The sequence below is a fragment of the Bacillus sp. MMSF_3353 genome, assembly GCF_030733445.1.
Classification (GTDB): domain Bacteria; phylum Bacillota; class Bacilli; order Bacillales; family Bacillaceae_G; genus Bacillus_A; species Bacillus_A wiedmannii.
In genome coordinates this window covers 1-15,908 of sequence record NZ_JASHJA010000002.1, presented here as the reverse complement: position 1 = coordinate 15,908, position 15,908 = coordinate 1, and the positions used below count along the sequence as shown (strand labels likewise).

Here is a 15,908-nt window from a genome sequence, read left to right as displayed (position 1 = left end):
CTATCCCTGAATCGCTTTTTGTGCAAGTACTTATAAGTCCGTCATCGCTACTTATATTAATAATAATGAACATATTCTAACACGTTCTTTTTTAAATCTCAATAGAGGAACGCGTCTATCTATGATAGAGTCTCGCCTATTTTTTCGTTATTTATTCCGTAATTTTGTTTAATGTGCTTAATTGCTTCACGTTTACTAAGGGGAGCAAGCTCGTTATTTTGCACGTATTCCCAAACGACATCGGGCTTCGTTTTTGCATACTCGCGAAGGACCCAGCCAATCGCTTTTTGAATGAAAAATTCTTTTGAAGAATGTAGTTGTCCAATAATCCAGAAAAGAAGTTCTTCGTCCATCTTTTGTTTATATTTTAGCTGGAATAAAATAGCGGCGCGTTGTAACCATATGTTGTCTGATGCAATCCATTTTGGAATATAGGCAGAAATTAATTCCGGATGTTTTAAAAAGATATTTCCTAAAAATGTAGGGACGATGCTATCAACAGAATCCCACCAAGATTTTGTTACAATAAGTTCTTCTAAAAACGGGATATGCGTTTCGTTTATATGCTTTTTATATTTTTGCATAATATCGAGTGCGGCCGCTTGAAATTCACGTTCTGGTAAATCCCAAAGCTCACGTACGATAATTTGAAAGTCTTTTTGATCTGGAAGAGTGTGTATTTGGATAACGTCTTTTAATAACTGTCTTCTTTCAGGTGTTTGAATACCGAGAAATGGGAAGTGGTTTTTCATATAACATGCCATCGGTTCTGCTTTTTCAGGATTTTTATGGGCTGTGAAATGCTCTTGTAATGCTTGTACAAATGGATGCATAAGTGCGTTCTCCTCTCTTATTATCTCGCTCCTATTATTATACAGAAAGTTTGGATAAATTTTAAAACATAACTTGTAAAGTAATGAAATATGTTGAGAGTAGAGAGGAGAGGATAAGATGGAAGATCAAGGCGTACTAGCAGGTTTCTTTGCTCTTAGTTTTGCGTTTATTCTTGTTGTATTGATTTGGGCAATTATTGCGTATTTATTAACGGCTTTTGCACTGTATACGATGGCGAAAAATGATGGTGCAACGGATGGTGCTCTTGCGTTTATTCCTTTTTTAAATAGTAAGATATGGGGTGATTTAGCAAAAGACAAATTACCGGATTTCTTAAAAGAAGAAGCAGGATGGAAAGTATTCGGCATATATGTCGCGTGTTTCATTTTTAACTTCGTACCAATTCTATATTTATTAGCAACAGCTGTATCGATTGTGCTGTCTATTTATCTTATCTACGCAATTTTAGATAGATACGGAACGAATTCTATATTGTTTACGATTATTCATACAATCACATTTTCGGTTTTCTTACCGATTCACTTATTCATTATTCGGAATGAGCCGGTAAGGTATAACGAGTAGGGATATTTGAAAAATCATTCATATAATTGTATTGAACAAGAAAAAGGGCTGTCACATGTGACAACCCTTTTTCTACTACATAAGGTAGCGTAAATAAATATAAATATGAGAAATGATTAATGAAACGATCATAATTGGGAAGCCGACTTTAAGGAATTCCATGTAGCTAAATTTATGGCCCTCACGACTTGCGATACCTGCAACAATTACGTTAGCAGAAGCTCCGATTAATGTTCCGTTTCCACCTAGACAAGCACCTAATGCTAATGCCCACCATAATACGTCGATTTGTGCGTCAGAAGGTGATAAACCTAGCCCAACTGCCATATCGTTAATAAGTGGGATCATTGTTGCAACGAATGGAATGTTATCAATTGTTGCAGAGGCGATACCAGATACCCATAAAATAAGGATAGATGCGTAAGAAACATCTCCACCTGTTATTCCAATTACTTTTTGAGCTAACATTTTGATAAGGCCGATATCAATAAGTCCTCCAACAAGTACGAATAGTCCTGCGAAGAAGAAGATTGTTACCCACTCTACACTTGCGAATACCTCTTCAATTTCATGTTCTTTCACACCGATTAGCATAAGTACAGTAGCACCAGTTAAAGCGATGATAGCTGCATCAACATGGAAGATCGAATGAGTCATGAAACCTACGATTGTAAGTCCAAGTACGGTTAAAGATTTTTTCATTAATACTGGATCTTTAATGTATTGTTTTTCATCTAAACTCATTAATTTTTTAATTTGTACAGGATCAGCAATTAATTGTTTACGATACATGAAGTAAAGTATTGTCGCTGTAACAGCAATAATAATGATTACGATAGGTGCTAAGTTGAATAAGAACGCATTGAAATCTAAATGCTTATTTGCAGAACCAATCATAATGTTAGGTGGATCACCAATTAATGTTGCTGTTCCTCCAATGTTTGAAAAAATAATTTCAGAAAGTAAATAAGGAACAGGATTTACTTTCAGTATGCGCGTAATAGATAAAGTAACTGGAACAACAAGAAGTACAGTTGTAACGTTATCTAAAAATGCGGAACCAAGCGCAGTAAGTAAGGAAAGTGAAATTAAAATTTTAATTGGATTTCCTTGCGCCCCTTTTGCTGCTTTAATGGCAACGTATTGGAAGACACCCGATTTACTTGTAATGTTCACCAGAATCATCATACCGATGAGTAGCGTAATCGTCCCCCATTCAATATGTTTCGTAAAGGCGTTGTGTAAATCAACGACCCCCATAATTACCATGAGTGCTGCACCAAGAAGTGCGATGACAGCGCGATTAATTTTTTCTGAAATAATAATGGCATATGTAATTAAAAAGACTGCGATAGCAAAATAATACTGCCAGTTTGCGAGCTCTTGCGTTGTTTCGTGCAAAACTCTCATCTCCTTTCATTCACTTTTCTTAGTGTGTCAAAAAATTAACTAGATGAAACACACATAACGTCATTATAAAGTAGAAAAAAGGGGGATGTAAATGAAAGGGCTTATTTTGTCATATTTTCTGCATCGGTCATTTTTTCTTATTTTTAAAAATATTTGTGGGCATTTGACATATATATAAGATACATCCAATCTGAATATTTAAAATGGAATTAGCATTCGAGCTTGTTCGTGTAGGAGTGTCAAATAGAAAGGAATGACAAAGATGATAAGGAAGGGATCGTATGGATGAACAACGATTTTTATTTTTGGATTTTGAGTTTACGATGCCCCAGCACAGAAAAAAACCAAAAGGATTTTTCCCGGAAATCATTGAAGTAGGACTCGTTTCGGTTGTTGGCTGTAAGGTAGAAGACACGTATTCAGCTCATGTTAGGCCGAAAACTTTTCCTTCTTTAACGGATCGATGTAAGAAATTTTTAGGAATTAAACAAGAAGTCGTAGATAAAGGAATTGCGTTTCCAGAACTCGTTGAAAAACTTGCAGAATATGAAAGGAGATGTAAACCAACCATTGTTACGTGGGGAAATATGGATATGAAAGTGTTGAAGCATAATTGTGAAATGGCAAGAGTAGACTTTCCGTTCTTAGGACAGTGTCGTGATTTATCACTTGAGTATAAGAAGTTTTTTGGGGAGAGAAATCAAACAGGATTGTGGAAAGCAATTGAGGCATATGGAAAAGCAGGGACGGGTAAGCATCATTGTGCGCTAGATGATGCGATGACGACGTATAATATTTTTAAATTAGTAGAAAAAGATAAAGAGTATTTAGTGAAACCAGCACCTCCAACATTGGGAGAACTCGTTGATTTTTCAAAAGTGTTAAAGAAAGTGAGTACACAGTAACGACCAAATTGCATAGTATGTAATTTGGTCGTTTTGTTTTTTTAAAGTTTGTAGTCTTTTTTTAACTGCTCTAATGTTTCTAGACTACGAACCGCAAAAGGTGAATCATCTTCAGAAAATGAATCCATTTGAGTTTCCAATGCTAATTTGAGTGACTCTGTATACTCTGGAATTTCTCCTTCATATTTCTTCACCATTTGCTCTGGAATGTTCGTCTGTTCACGGAAAGCTAAAGCACGTCTTTCATGGAAAAATGGTACGTCAGCTTGTTTTACATTATGTAAGTCACCTTGCACCGGATGTTTTAAAACAGCTAACACTTTTACGACGTAACTGCCAGGACGGCTATTTGTAACTTCGCCGATGTATTTGCCAGTTTTATAAATACCAGTAACGATTTCACCAATTTCAAATGTTTCTCTCATATTTTTCACCTCAAGTTTATAGTAAGGAAAGTGTGCGAAGGAGTCAAAGAAATCATTCGCTTTCGGAATGCCCCCTTGAGAATATGGATAGGTTCCACTATAATTTTATATTATATAACAGAAAATTCTGATGTTTTTTGAATCCTATAATAAGGAGTGTTCCGTATGATGCCTTTATATTTTCCGGAAGATAAAACAGAATATATTATTCCAGGGATTGTTTGCGTTCTATTTATCATTGGTGCCGTTGCTACGTGGCGTATGTTCATTCGTGTATCAAAACGCGAAGCGGAGCGATTACAGAAAGTTGAAGAAAAACTTTTAGCGGAAAAGAAACAGTAACTCATTTTTGTATGTTTCCCTCTATGCTCGGACAATCTAAGGGCAGAATATATTTTGGAGGGAATAGAATGAAAAAACGGCTTTTTTTAAGTTGTTGTTTATTATTTCTGATGGCAGGTTGTGACCAAGGGAAGCCGAAAGAAATTGACGTGAAATTACATAATGCTTCAGGCGATGAAGTGGGGACTGCGAAAGTAGTGCAGCAAACAAGCGGAGTGAAAATTACGATTAAAGGGGAAGGTTTCGCACCAGGCGCGCACGGACTGCATGTACACGAAATTGGTGAGTGTAAAGCACCACGTTTTGAATCATCTGGTAATCATTTTAATCCTGATAATAAAAAGCATGGACTTCTTAATCCGAAGGGTGCAGAAAACGGTGATTTACCGAACGTAATTGCAGACGGTTCTGGAAAGATTAAAGCAGAAATCGATGCGCCGCACATAACGCTTGAAGAAGGGAAAACAACGATTCATAGAAAAGATGGAGCGTCTATTATTATTACAGAAAACGCTGATGATGGTATGACACAACCAACAGGTAAATCCGGTGATCGAATTGCTTGTGGTGTCATTGTAAAAAAAGCGTCGGATATGAAGAAAAAGTAAAAGCTACCGTGCATGGTAGCTTTTTTTGTGAAACGTATTTGAAAAGATATTGATAAAGGAGGTTTTCCCGAATTACCTCCTTTCTTATTCTGAAAACGTATGGCGCAGTCTATTTAAAATTTCTTCTAAAACAGATCTTGGACAGCCGATGTTAATTCGAATATGTTCTTCGCCGCCTAATCCGTATTTCTCACCAGGTTCAACGATGATTTTCCCTTTTTCCTCAAGTAATGCAGTGCGTTCATTTTGAGAAAGCTGTAGGCGGGAGCAATCGATCCATAATAAAAAGCTACCTTCTGGTTTCGTTACAGAAAGAGCGGGTATGTGATTTTTAATATATTTACAAGCGAATTGAGCGTTATCTTCTATATATAATCGAATTTCATGTAGCCAATCATTACATTCTGTATAGGCACTTTGCATCGCTGTATAGGCAAATGTATTTAATCCGTGGAAACCTTGTCTATATTGGATAGATATAAAGGTTTGACGGAGTTTTTCGTTTGGAATGATAATAATCGATGCCTGTAATCCAGCGATATTAAATGTTTTACTCGGAGCCATACAAGTAATCGTGCGCGCTGCTAATTCTTCAGATAAGGAAGCGAACGGTGTATGCGTATGATCTCCGTAAATAATATCGGAATGAATTTCATCCGCGACAACGATTACATTATATTTTGTACATAACGTGCCAAGTTGTGTAAGTTCCTCTTTTGACCAAACACGCCCGATTGGATTGTGAGGACTACAAAGAAGCATGAGTTTGACGCCTTGTTGAAATTGCTTTTCTAAATGATCGAAGTCTATCGAATATGTATCATTTTGTTTCTGTAAAGGACTCACGCATAATCGTCTGTTGTTTGTTGTGACCATTTCGAAAAATGGGGGATAAATAGGTGGTTGTACGAGAACGGATTCGTTTTCCTTTGTGAAGGCCTGTATGCTCGCACTAAGAGCTGGAACGATTCCCGCGCTAAAGACAATCCAATCTTTTTGAATATCCCAGTTGTACTGTTTTTTTGTCCAGTTACAAATAATATCTCCAATATTTTCGGGAGGAAGTGTATAGCCGAAAATAGGATGCTCGATACGTTTCTTTAAAGCAGTCTGAATTGGTTGTGGTACTTCAAAATCCATATCAGCAATCCAAGCATGGAGAAGTTCTTCGTTTTTATACGTATCCCATTTCGTACTATGGGTTCCACGTCGATTGACTGTTTTATGAAATAGTTGCATAAGTTTGCCCCCTTCTTCTGTAAACCGTTAAGTTATGAAAGTTCTCTCTCTTCTTATAGAATAGCTGATGTGATAGGATAAAGAAAAGCATTAAAAAGTGAAAAGGCGGGAAGCGAATGGGTACATATGAAAAGATGATAGAGGTTGTGAAGAATTGGGATCCGTTTCAAATGGGACCGGAGTTTTATGAAACAGAAGCGAGCGATGTTGTGAACGTCGTAAGTGTGTTCGACGATCCAAAATACATCGCAAAAAAGATTCAACATATATACTTTATGTCTTTTGAGGAAGTACCTGCGCTTGGAAAATGTGAGAAGTTAGCTGTGGAATTACTTGTAATAAAAGAAGGCGGAAGTTGTTCATTGTAGGCTGTCGGAATTTCCGACAGCCTTTTGTATTATTGTGCAGAAAAAGCGATAATTTCTTCATAAACAAGTTCAGGCTTTTCTTCAGGTAGTAAATGTCCTGTGTTTTCGTAAGAAATAAATTTAGAATTTGGTAAATCTTTGTGTAGCCGATGACCTACATGTACAGGGACGACACGATCTTTTTCACCCCAAATGAGTAGTGTAGGTGTTTCGATTTTTTGTAATTCATTTGAAGATAAATCACCTTCACGGTCTCTTATCATACGAGTTAAAGCAGGGAATATACGGTTGTCATAAAAAGGAGCGGAGTAACCTTCCTTCATTTCATCGTCAATTAATGAGTGATCATGAACGACATTCATTAAGTTATGAACAATCCCGCGCCGTATAATCCAGTTCTTTACGTATAAATGAAAGAACGGTAAATAAGAAGAGTACAGTAAAGGTAAGGTTGCGCGTGCTAAATAGCTAGAGCTGCATAGTAAAATTGTCTTTGAGATTAATTCAGGGCGTATACGGTTTACATAGAGAGAAATTTGTCCACCCATAGAATGCCCAACTAACACAATATTTGAGAGAGATAAATGTTCAATTAAATCGATAATAACCGTTGCTAAATTATGATAAGAATACTTAAAGAGATGAGACTTATCACTTTTTCCGAACGGTGGCAAATCAAGAGCTAGTACTGTTCCTGCTTTCGATAATAAAGGAATGAGGCGGCGGTAACTGAATGAGGAAGATAAAAAGCCGTGAACGAGTACGAAAGTAGGACGTTCCGTTTTGTTGTCATGTTCATACAATTCGTAATGAATAGTAGTGCCGCGAGTGGAAAAAGTGAAATAAGGACAAGTATATTCGTGATTCATTTTTTGTCACTCCATTGATTTTTGTTCATATCATCTCCAAGGCAGAAAAAAATATGTTAACAAAAAAAGGCAAGATGACGATGTCATCTTGCCTTTTGCTTATTCATCATTATCCACGAACAATATTAGGCGGTGTTTTTCCTTGTAACCCTGCAACTAAATTTTCAGCGGCTGTCATAGCCATTTGCTGCCTAGTTTTTAATGTTGCAGATCCGATGTGTGGTAAAGTCACAACATTTTGTAATGATAAGAGCGGATTATCTTTTTGAATCGGCTCTTGTGTAAAAGTGTCAATGCCTGCTGCAAAGATTTTCTTTTCTGTTAACGCATGTATTAACGCTTCTTCATCTACTGTTTTTCCGCGAGAGGCATTAATGAAGATTGCTGTTTCTTTCATTAATGAAAATTCCTTTTCTCCGATAAGATGATACGTTTCATCTGTTAATGGAGTAAGAAGAACAATAAAATCAGATTGTTTGAGTAACGTCTGTAAATCACAATATGTAGCATCGAATTTTTGTTCAGCTTCTTCTTTACGGCGACGGTTATAATACAGAACATTCATATCAAATCCGAATTTCGCCCGTTTTGCAACGGCTTCTCCAATTCGTCCCATTCCGATAATACCGATTGTACTATGGTGTACATCCAGCCCGAAGTGCTCTTTTCCGATTTCGGCGTTCCATTCACCATTTTTCACGTAGGAGTCGAGTTCGCAGACGCGGCGACCAGCAGATAACATAAGAGCGAAAACAAGGTCCGCTACTGTATCATCTAATACATATGGTGTATTCGTTCCAATGACATTGCGCTTTTCCATCGCTTGTAAATCAAAATTATCGTAACCGACAGAAATGTTGCTCACTACTTTTAAGTTAGGAGCTACATTTAATAATTCTTCATTAATAGCAGATCCGAAATTTAATAAGCCATCTTTATTTTGTATTTTCTCCAATAGGACATCACGAGGTACCTTCTCATTTTGCTCCCATTTTTCATAATCACAGTGTTCTGATAAATAGTTTTCTACAAATGTTGGAACTGGTTCAGCAATATAAACTTTTGGTTTCACGGTTCCATCCCCTTTCGCTTTATCACGCATTTTCCCGCTGATTAAAGTTTCACTTTACCCCGCTTTAACGAGCAGTAAGACTCCCACCTAAAAAGACGGCTGAGGCAAAGAAGTGAGGTGGGAGATCAACTGCTCGTAAAAGCCCGATTGGTGTGGGCTAATAATCAGCGGGGTGAAGCATTCCGATGATTAAAGTTTCACTTTATTTTGACATAATTCACTAAAAAAATCTTCTTTTCAAACTGGAAGGGGTATTTGTATAATTTAGACACAAACGAAAAGGAAGGATGATTTATATGGTGACAGAAAAAGAATTAGAATTATTAGCTTGTCTTGAAAAAAGTAGTCGATTATCTGTAGATACATTAGCGAAGCTGTTAAATATAGAAGTAGAAGAAGTAAAGAAGATGGTTGAAAAATTAGAAGCGGAAAAGATTATTGTTGATTATGTAACACATATCGATTGGACGAAGGTAAAAGAACATACAGGTTTAACGGCGATGATCGATGTGAAAGTTACGCCAAAGCGCGGCGTTGGGTTCGATGCGGTTGCTGAACAAATTTATCGTTATTCAGAAGTGAAATCTGTGTATTTAATGTCAGGGACATACGATCTTTCTATTACATTAGAAGGAAAGACAATGGGAGAAGTCGCGATGTTTGTTTCTGAGAAATTAGCAACAATTGAATCTGTCGTTTCTACAACAACGCATTTCATTTTGAAAAAGTATAAACATGAGGGAATTATTTACGAAAAAAACGATGATGATAAGCGCATTGTGGTGACACCATGAAGCAATTTGAACTATCTAGAACGGCAGAATCTTTACAACCATCTGGTATTCGAAAGTTTTTCGATTTAGCAGCAAATATGAAAGGTGTTATTTCTCTTGGAGTAGGAGAGCCTGACTTTGTTACACCTTGGAATGTAAGGCAAGCATGCATCCGTTCTTTAGAACAAGGATATACGTCATATACAGCAAATGCAGGATTATTGGAACTGCGCCAAGAAATAGCAAAGTATCTAAAAAAACAATTTGCAGTATCTTATGATCCGAACGATGAAATCATTGTTACAGTTGGAGCGAGTCAGGCGTTAGATGTAGCGATGCGCGCCATTATAAATCCTGATGATGAAGTACTCATTATTGAACCAAGCTTCGTTTCTTATGCACCGCTTGTGACATTAGCTGGAGGAGTTCCGGTTCCTGTGGCAACGACTTTAGAAAACGAGTTTAAAGTACAACCAGAACAAATTGAAGCAGCTATTACAGCGAAAACAAAGGCAATTTTGCTTTGTTCACCAAATAACCCAACAGGTGCAATGTTAAATAAATCCGAGCTTGAAGAAATAGCAGTGATTGTTGAGAAGTACAATTTAATCGTATTATCTGATGAAATTTATGCAGAGCTTGTATACGACGAAGTATATACAAGTTTCGCGAGTATTAAAAATATGCGCGAGCATACAATTTTAATTTCGGGATTTTCAAAAGGGTTTGCGATGACAGGATGGCGCCTCGGTATGATTGCAGCTCCTGTTCAATTTTCGGAATTAATGCTTAAAATTCATCAATATTCCATGATGTGTGCACCGACAATGTCTCAGTTCGCAGCACTCGAAGCGTTACGCGCGGGGAATGATGAAGTAATTCGGATGAGAGATAGTTATAAGAAACGCCGTAATTTTATGACGACATCGTTTAATGAAATGGGTTTAACGTGTCATGTGCCGGGCGGAGCATTTTATGTCTTTCCTTCTATTTCTTCAACTGGACTATCTTCGGCAGAATTTGCAGAACAGTTATTATTAGAAGAAAAGGTGGCTGTTGTACCTGGAAGTGTATTTGGCGAAAGTGGTGAAGGATTTATTCGTTGCTCGTATGCAACATCGCTTGAACAACTTATGGAAGCAATGAAGAGAATGGAACGGTTGATAGAAAATAAAAAAAGGACAAAACATAATACGTTTTGTCCATAAAAGGGGGGGAATACTAGAAAGCCATGTGTTAGTATTCTATCCCAATATTAGAAAATTATACGTACTCTAGGAAATTTTTCGTTAATTTTGAATGAGTTCTGTCATAGTGGTATAATTTACTAATATAAGGTATGCATATCCTGAGTAGCTTTACTTAGGGTACGTACTAACTAATCGGATATTTAACAATAAATCATCTGCTTTACTATCTACAATTGTAGAGAAAATGGTAACGTATGGGAGTGTTTCATATGTCAGAACAATATACAACTGGAGTGGTTGTAACAGGGAAAGTGACTGGGATTCAAGATTACGGAGCATTTGTAGCGTTAGATGCAGAAACACAAGGGCTTGTGCATATATCTGAAATTACAAATGGATATGTAAAGGATATTCATGACTTTTTAAAAGTCGGCGATACAGTAGAAGTAAAAGTACTTTCAATTGATGAAGAACACAGAAAAATGAGTTTATCGTTAAAAGCGGCGAGAAGAAAACAAGGGCGGATCCTTATACCGAATCCATCTGAGAACGGATTTAATACGCTGCGAGAAAAGCTAACCGAATGGATTGAAGAGTCCGAGTTAACAAAGTAAAAGAGGAGCGCATATGAGCGTTCCTCTTTTACTTTGTCTTATGATATATATTTGCAAATATGATTGCATGCAATCATATTCGTATGTCGGAGGTGAAATAAAGACATACTGACTAGTGGATTTCGTTCGTTTCTGGGTGAGTGCCAAGATTTTCTGATGGTTTAAAGAGTAAACCAAGATTGATAAGCCCAGAAATACCGACGATGCCGTAAATAATACGGGAAAGAGCTGAATTTTGTCCACCGAAAATGGCTGCCACTAAGTCAAACTGGAAGAACCCGATTAGTCCCCAGTTCACGGCGCCAATTACAGTAAAGACTAATGCGATACGTTGCAGAGTACTCATGAAAAAGCCCCCCTTAATTGTGAAGCGTGAACAAGCGATGAGTTAATTAACTCCTTTATAGAATGGTGTAGTTATGTTGTTTTTATACATAAAAAATATAAGAAAAAGGATGTATATACATCTATACCGAAAAATGCGAATTTTTATGCAAAAAATGAACTTTTTCTAAAAAATATATATTGGTTACGTTTACAATGGTTGAATCGCTTGATTTACAACTTCAGTTTCGCTAAAGTGAATACAGAAATACATATACATTATTGGAGGGAAAAAGATGAGTACACATGTAACGTTCGACTATTCTAAAGCGTTATCCTTCATCGGTGAACATGAAATCACTTATTTACGTGATGCAGTGAAAGTAACACATCATGCAATCCACGAAAAAACTGGAGCTGGGAACGATTTCCTTGGGTGGGTAGACCTTCCGCTTCAATATGACAAAGAAGAATTTGCTCGCATTCAAAAATGCGCAGAAAAAATTAAAAATGACTCTGACATTTTACTTGTTGTAGGTATCGGTGGTTCTTACCTAGGAGCACGTGCAGCAATCGAAATGTTAAACCATTCTTTCTACAACACGCTATCTAAAGAACAACGTAAAACTCCACAAGTGCTATTTGTTGGACAAAACATTAGCTCCACTTACATGAAAGATTTAATGGACGTATTAGAAGGTAAAGACTTCTCTATTAACGTTATTTCCAAATCAGGTACAACAACAGAGCCGGCACTAGCATTCCGTATTTTCCGTAAGTTATTAGAAGAAAAGTATGGAAAAGCAGAAGCTCGCAAACGTATTTATGCAACGACAGATAAAGCACGTGGTGCATTAAAAACATTAGCTGATAACGAAGGTTACGAAACATTCGTTATTCCAGATGATGTTGGAGGACGTTTCTCTGTATTAACGCCAGTTGGTTTATTACCAATCGCAGTAAGTGGCTTAAATATTGAAGAGATGATGAAAGGTGCAGCTGCTGGTCATGATGACTTCGGTGCATCAGAACTAGAAGAAAACCCAGCTTACCAATACGCAGTAGTTCGTAACGCTTTATACAATAAAGGAAAAACAATTGAAATGCTTGTTAACTATGAGCCGGCACTTCAATACTTCTCTGAATGGTGGAAACAGTTATTTGGTGAAAGTGAAGGGAAAGATCAAAAAGGTATTTTCCCATCTTCAGCAAACTTCTCAACTGACTTACACTCATTAGGTCAATACGTTCAAGAAGGTCGTCGTGACTTATTCGAAACAGTTCTGAAAGTAGGTAAATCTACACATGAACTAACAATTGAATCAGAAGAAAACGATTTAGATGGATTAAACTACCTTGCTGGTGAAACTGTAGACTTCGTAAACACGAAAGCATACGAAGGTACATTACTTGCACATAGCGATGGTGGCGTACCAAACTTAATCGTAAATATCCCTGAATTAAATGAGTACACATTCGGTTACCTTGTATACTTCTTCGAAAAAGCATGTGCGATGAGCGGCTACTTATTAGGCGTAAATCCATTCGACCAACCAGGAGTAGAAGCATACAAGAAAAACATGTTTGCTTTACTTGGTAAACCAGGATTTGAAAAGTTAAAAGCAGAATTAGAAGAGCGTTTAAAATAATAAAAAGCGACCGGAATCCGGTCGCTTTTTATTATTTTATCGAAAAGTCCATCGGTATATTCAAACTAGAGTGGGTATGCTAAAGAAAAAGTCTAGGAGGGATGGGCTTGATTCCGATTCAATCAAATTTAGAAGGACGTACATATGCGTTATATAAGTTAGAAGAGATAATGAAGCCACTTGGGTATAACATTGGTGGCAATTGGGATTACGATAAAGGATGCTTTGATTACAAAATCGATGAAGAAGATGGCTATCAATTTTTACGAGTGCCATTTACAGCAGTGAATGGCGAATTAGATGTGCCTGGTGTAATAGTCCGTCTGGAAACGCCGTATATTCTTTCGCACGTATATCAAGACGAACTAGATGATCACGTAAATACTTTAACGGCTGGAACGAGTGGAATGGATCAATTTGCTGAGCCGAAAGATCCAGATGGAGATGTGAAAAGAAAATATATCAATATTGGGAAAGTGCTCATGCAGGAACTAGAAAAACATTTTCTTAATGGTGAATAACAATGAGTATGTCGCTTTCAATGAGAACAAAGGAATGGACTGGATTAATCATATATTGTTCGTCGCGTTTTATACCTAGTAAGAGAATATTTTGCTTTAAAAGAGTATAGCTACAATTTGCAAAAGTTTGTCCAGTGCAGGAAGGATAAAGCTCCATCAGTTGTAATTTGTTATCAGAGATTTCATCGTAAAGTGAGAATAGTACGCCTGAAATGGAAGGGAATAAAAGAGAAGCGGTAAATACGTAGCTCGTTAATTTATTTCCTTCTATAATTTCTGATACACCAGCTCTAGTTGCATTTTGTATTTGTTCAGAAGTAAGAAGTTCGGCGATGCAGTGAATGTTTGGATTGAGACCTTTCGCAGTTAAAATATTTAAAATGGACTGTGTATCTGCTAAGCTTTCATTTTTTTCTTTATCAGCTGTTATTAATATAGTGTGAGCCGTTGTAATGTTAGCTTTTAATAAAGTTTGATCGTGATGCGGGCAACCCTTTATAAATTCTAAATGATGAAATGGTTTTGGAAGTAAAGAAAGTGTTTCATCAATTAAAACGATATCAAGGTTCGGTTGTAAGATGTGCATTTGTTTTACAACATGTTTTGCCCGTTCATTCCAACCCACGATAATCATATGACCGTTAGAGGTAGCGGCTTCTTCTCCTTTAATTTTCATATATTGTTTATTAATCATATCAGTGGCGAACAGAACCATATAATAAGAACAAAAACCGGTTCCAAATAAAATAATACCCATACCGATAAGTTTGCCTATTAGTGTATGCGGGGCAAAGTCACCATAGCCAACGGTGAAAATGGTAACGATTGACCACCAAACTCCATCAAACCATGTGGTGAAGTGCGATGGCTCTAATCTATGTATAAGGAAGCCAGAAAAAGCAGTAAGTAAAACAATAAAGCAAACTAAACGAAAAATAATGGAATCACGAAATGTATCTACTAAATTTGGACGGGATTTCAAACTCTTATTCCTCCTTACTTTGCAGGACTACATTCATTGTTACCATTATAGAAAAAAGAAAAACTCTCTAATTTAAAAGAGAGTTTGTTTTACATTACATACTTTCTAATTCAGTTTGTTGGACACTTTCAAGATGCTGGAGGGCGTAGTAAACATCAGCGGTATGCCTTTTTTGATCGATAGATAATTTCAAATGTAAATAGTGAGAGCCATTCTCCAATGTTTTGAGCTTCATATTCTTAACTTTTATATCCATTTCTTTTATTTCTTCAATTACAATTGGGATATTGTCCATATTTCGCACGACAAGTTTTACTGCGATATCACGTTGACGAAATGATTTCGGTCCTACAAATTTCATTGCTAATGGTATAAGTTCAACGCTAATCATAAGGAAACACATTCCGAAAATTGCTTCGATATAGAATCCAGCCCCAACAGCAATACCAATACCAGAAGCACCCCAAATCATAGCAGCAGTCGTTAGTCCTGCAATGCTATCGTTTCCTCTTCGTAAAATAACACCGGCACCTAAAAAACCGATTCCTGATACAATTTGAGCGGCAAGTCGAAGTGGATCCATATTCATATGATCGGTATGTGGTAAATTGTAAGCCGCTTTAATAGAAACAATCGTCAGGAGGCAACTAATGATAGAAATAACTAAACAAGTTTTTAAACCAAGTGGTTTTCGTTTTAATTCGCGCTCTAAACCGATAGCGAACCCTAAAATAGCCGAGAGACCTAGTTTGATTAATAAATCGGCATAGTCCATATATATTCCTCCTTGTATGATATGGTATATGAATAAAACATTTATTATAGAAAGAAACGCTTTTGATAGAGTGACTTTATATAGAATATATGTAGGAATTATTTATACATGAAAGAGATATTTCGTTTAAGTATATGATATTAACAAAGAAATTAGGGTGATCTAAAAAAAAGTTTATAAAAGGTGTTGCATTTCGATTTTCACCATGATATATTAATAACCGTCGCTGATGGGGAAACGCAGAAAACGACAAAAAAGAAATTGAAAAACTTAGTTGACATCGAAAAACGAAGATGTTAACATAAGGAAGTCGCAAATGAGCGACCAAGTAGTTCTTTGAAAACTGAACGAAACAAACAACGTGAAACGTCAATTTTTATTTTTAGATGCTAGACAAACTAACTTTATTGGAGAGTTTGATCC

Annotated in this window: 19 protein-coding genes; 10 read left to right on the top strand and 9 right to left on the bottom strand. The window is 36.6% G+C overall.

Annotation, left to right across the window (positions count from 1 at the left end):
- Positions 1-119: 119 nt before the first annotated feature.
- Complete coding sequence (locus RBB48_RS05300) at positions 120-833, bottom strand: DNA alkylation repair protein (RefSeq protein WP_088064701.1); 714 nt, start codon at positions 831-833, stop codon at positions 120-122.
- 118 nt (positions 834-951) lie between these two features.
- On the opposite strand from RBB48_RS05300, the gene RBB48_RS05295 reads away from it, so the two are divergent.
- Positions 952-1,419, top strand: coding sequence for a hypothetical protein (locus RBB48_RS05295; RefSeq protein ID WP_000390066.1), 468 nt, complete (start codon positions 952-954; stop codon positions 1,417-1,419).
- Between the two features lie 75 nt (positions 1,420-1,494).
- On the opposite strand, the gene RBB48_RS05290 is transcribed toward RBB48_RS05295, so the two are convergent.
- A complete protein-coding gene (locus RBB48_RS05290) occupies positions 1,495-2,820 on the bottom strand; it encodes an ArsB/NhaD family transporter (RefSeq protein ID WP_137011545.1) in 1,326 nt (441 codons plus the stop codon).
- 290 nt (positions 2,821-3,110) lie between these two features.
- On the opposite strand from RBB48_RS05290, the gene kapD reads away from it, so the two are divergent.
- On the top strand, positions 3,111-3,734 hold the full coding sequence (gene kapD / locus RBB48_RS05285; protein ID WP_088064700.1) for a 3'-5' exonuclease KapD: 624 nt from the start codon (positions 3,111-3,113) through the stop codon (positions 3,732-3,734).
- A 41-nt stretch (positions 3,735-3,775) separates the two neighbouring features.
- On the opposite strand, the gene kapB is transcribed toward kapD, so the two are convergent.
- A complete protein-coding gene (gene kapB / locus RBB48_RS05280; RefSeq protein WP_088064699.1) occupies positions 3,776-4,159 on the bottom strand; it encodes a kinase-associated lipoprotein KapB in 384 nt (127 codons plus the stop codon).
- Positions 4,160-4,324: 165 nt separating this feature from the next.
- On the opposite strand from kapB, the gene RBB48_RS05275 reads away from it, so the two are divergent.
- Complete coding sequence (locus tag RBB48_RS05275) at positions 4,325-4,501, top strand: hypothetical protein (RefSeq protein ID WP_000982763.1); 177 nt, start codon at positions 4,325-4,327, stop codon at positions 4,499-4,501.
- 68 nt (positions 4,502-4,569) lie between these two features.
- Positions 4,570-5,109: a superoxide dismutase [Cu-Zn] gene (gene sodC / locus RBB48_RS05270; protein ID WP_000746533.1), complete on the top strand. Its 540-nt coding sequence runs from the start codon at positions 4,570-4,572 to the stop codon at positions 5,107-5,109.
- 84 nt (positions 5,110-5,193) lie between these two features.
- Here the strand turns inward: sodC and RBB48_RS05265 are convergent, their stop codons facing one another.
- A complete protein-coding gene (locus RBB48_RS05265) occupies positions 5,194-6,348 on the bottom strand; it encodes a MalY/PatB family protein (RefSeq protein WP_088064698.1) in 1,155 nt (384 codons plus the stop codon).
- A gap of 116 nt (positions 6,349-6,464) precedes the next feature.
- On the opposite strand from RBB48_RS05265, the gene RBB48_RS05260 reads away from it, so the two are divergent.
- Positions 6,465-6,716, top strand: coding sequence for a YugE family protein (locus RBB48_RS05260; RefSeq protein WP_000537643.1), 252 nt, complete (start codon positions 6,465-6,467; stop codon positions 6,714-6,716).
- A 29-nt stretch (positions 6,717-6,745) separates the two neighbouring features.
- On the opposite strand, the gene RBB48_RS05255 is transcribed toward RBB48_RS05260, so the two are convergent.
- Complete coding sequence (locus RBB48_RS05255) at positions 6,746-7,585, bottom strand: alpha/beta fold hydrolase (protein ID WP_088064697.1); 840 nt, start codon at positions 7,583-7,585, stop codon at positions 6,746-6,748.
- Positions 7,586-7,694: 109 nt separating this feature from the next.
- Entirely contained in the window at positions 7,695-8,687 is a 993-nt protein-coding gene (locus RBB48_RS05250; protein WP_087986052.1) for a 2-hydroxyacid dehydrogenase, read from the bottom strand.
- 266 nt (positions 8,688-8,953) lie between these two features.
- On the opposite strand from RBB48_RS05250, the gene RBB48_RS05245 reads away from it, so the two are divergent.
- The 3 genes from RBB48_RS05245 to yugI all read left to right on the top strand — a co-directional run bounded on the left by RBB48_RS05245 (position 8,954) and on the right by yugI (position 11,234).
- Entirely contained in the window at positions 8,954-9,451 is a 498-nt protein-coding gene (locus RBB48_RS05245; RefSeq protein WP_000255701.1) for an Lrp/AsnC family transcriptional regulator, read from the top strand.
- The gene (locus RBB48_RS05240) at positions 9,448-10,638 is read left to right on the top strand and encodes an aminotransferase (RefSeq protein ID WP_088064696.1); all 1,191 of its coding nucleotides are present in this window, start codon (positions 9,448-9,450) and stop codon (positions 10,636-10,638) included. Before RBB48_RS05245 ends, RBB48_RS05240 begins: the two co-directional genes overlap by 4 nt.
- A gap of 251 nt (positions 10,639-10,889) precedes the next feature.
- Positions 10,890-11,234 carry a S1 domain-containing post-transcriptional regulator GSP13 gene (gene yugI / locus RBB48_RS05235; RefSeq protein WP_000003769.1) on the top strand — a complete coding sequence of 115 codons (345 nt, stop codon included), beginning with the start codon at positions 10,890-10,892 and terminating at the stop codon, positions 11,232-11,234.
- A gap of 112 nt (positions 11,235-11,346) precedes the next feature.
- Here the strand turns inward: yugI and RBB48_RS05230 are convergent, their stop codons facing one another.
- Complete coding sequence (locus tag RBB48_RS05230) at positions 11,347-11,580, bottom strand: DUF378 domain-containing protein (protein WP_048542215.1); 234 nt, start codon at positions 11,578-11,580, stop codon at positions 11,347-11,349.
- Positions 11,581-11,854: 274 nt separating this feature from the next.
- Here RBB48_RS05230 and RBB48_RS05225 point away from each other — a divergent pair, with 274 nt between their 5' ends.
- Entirely contained in the window at positions 11,855-13,207 is a 1,353-nt protein-coding gene (locus tag RBB48_RS05225) for a glucose-6-phosphate isomerase (protein ID WP_048542213.1), read from the top strand.
- 107 nt (positions 13,208-13,314) lie between these two features.
- Complete coding sequence (locus tag RBB48_RS05220) at positions 13,315-13,728, top strand: YugN-like family protein (RefSeq protein ID WP_137014476.1); 414 nt, start codon at positions 13,315-13,317, stop codon at positions 13,726-13,728.
- Here RBB48_RS05220 and RBB48_RS05215 read toward each other — a convergent pair.
- Both RBB48_RS05215 and RBB48_RS05210 read right to left on the bottom strand, forming a co-directional pair.
- The gene (locus RBB48_RS05215) at positions 13,715-14,710 is read right to left on the bottom strand and encodes a potassium channel family protein (RefSeq protein WP_087986054.1); all 996 of its coding nucleotides are present in this window, start codon (positions 14,708-14,710) and stop codon (positions 13,715-13,717) included. The two genes, RBB48_RS05220 and RBB48_RS05215, sit on opposite strands and share 14 nt — an antisense overlap.
- Before the next feature lie 94 nt (positions 14,711-14,804).
- Positions 14,805-15,485, bottom strand: a complete 681-nt coding sequence (locus RBB48_RS05210) for an MgtC/SapB family protein (protein WP_088064695.1) — start codon at positions 15,483-15,485, stop codon at positions 14,805-14,807.
- Positions 15,486-15,908: the final 423 nt, after the last annotated feature.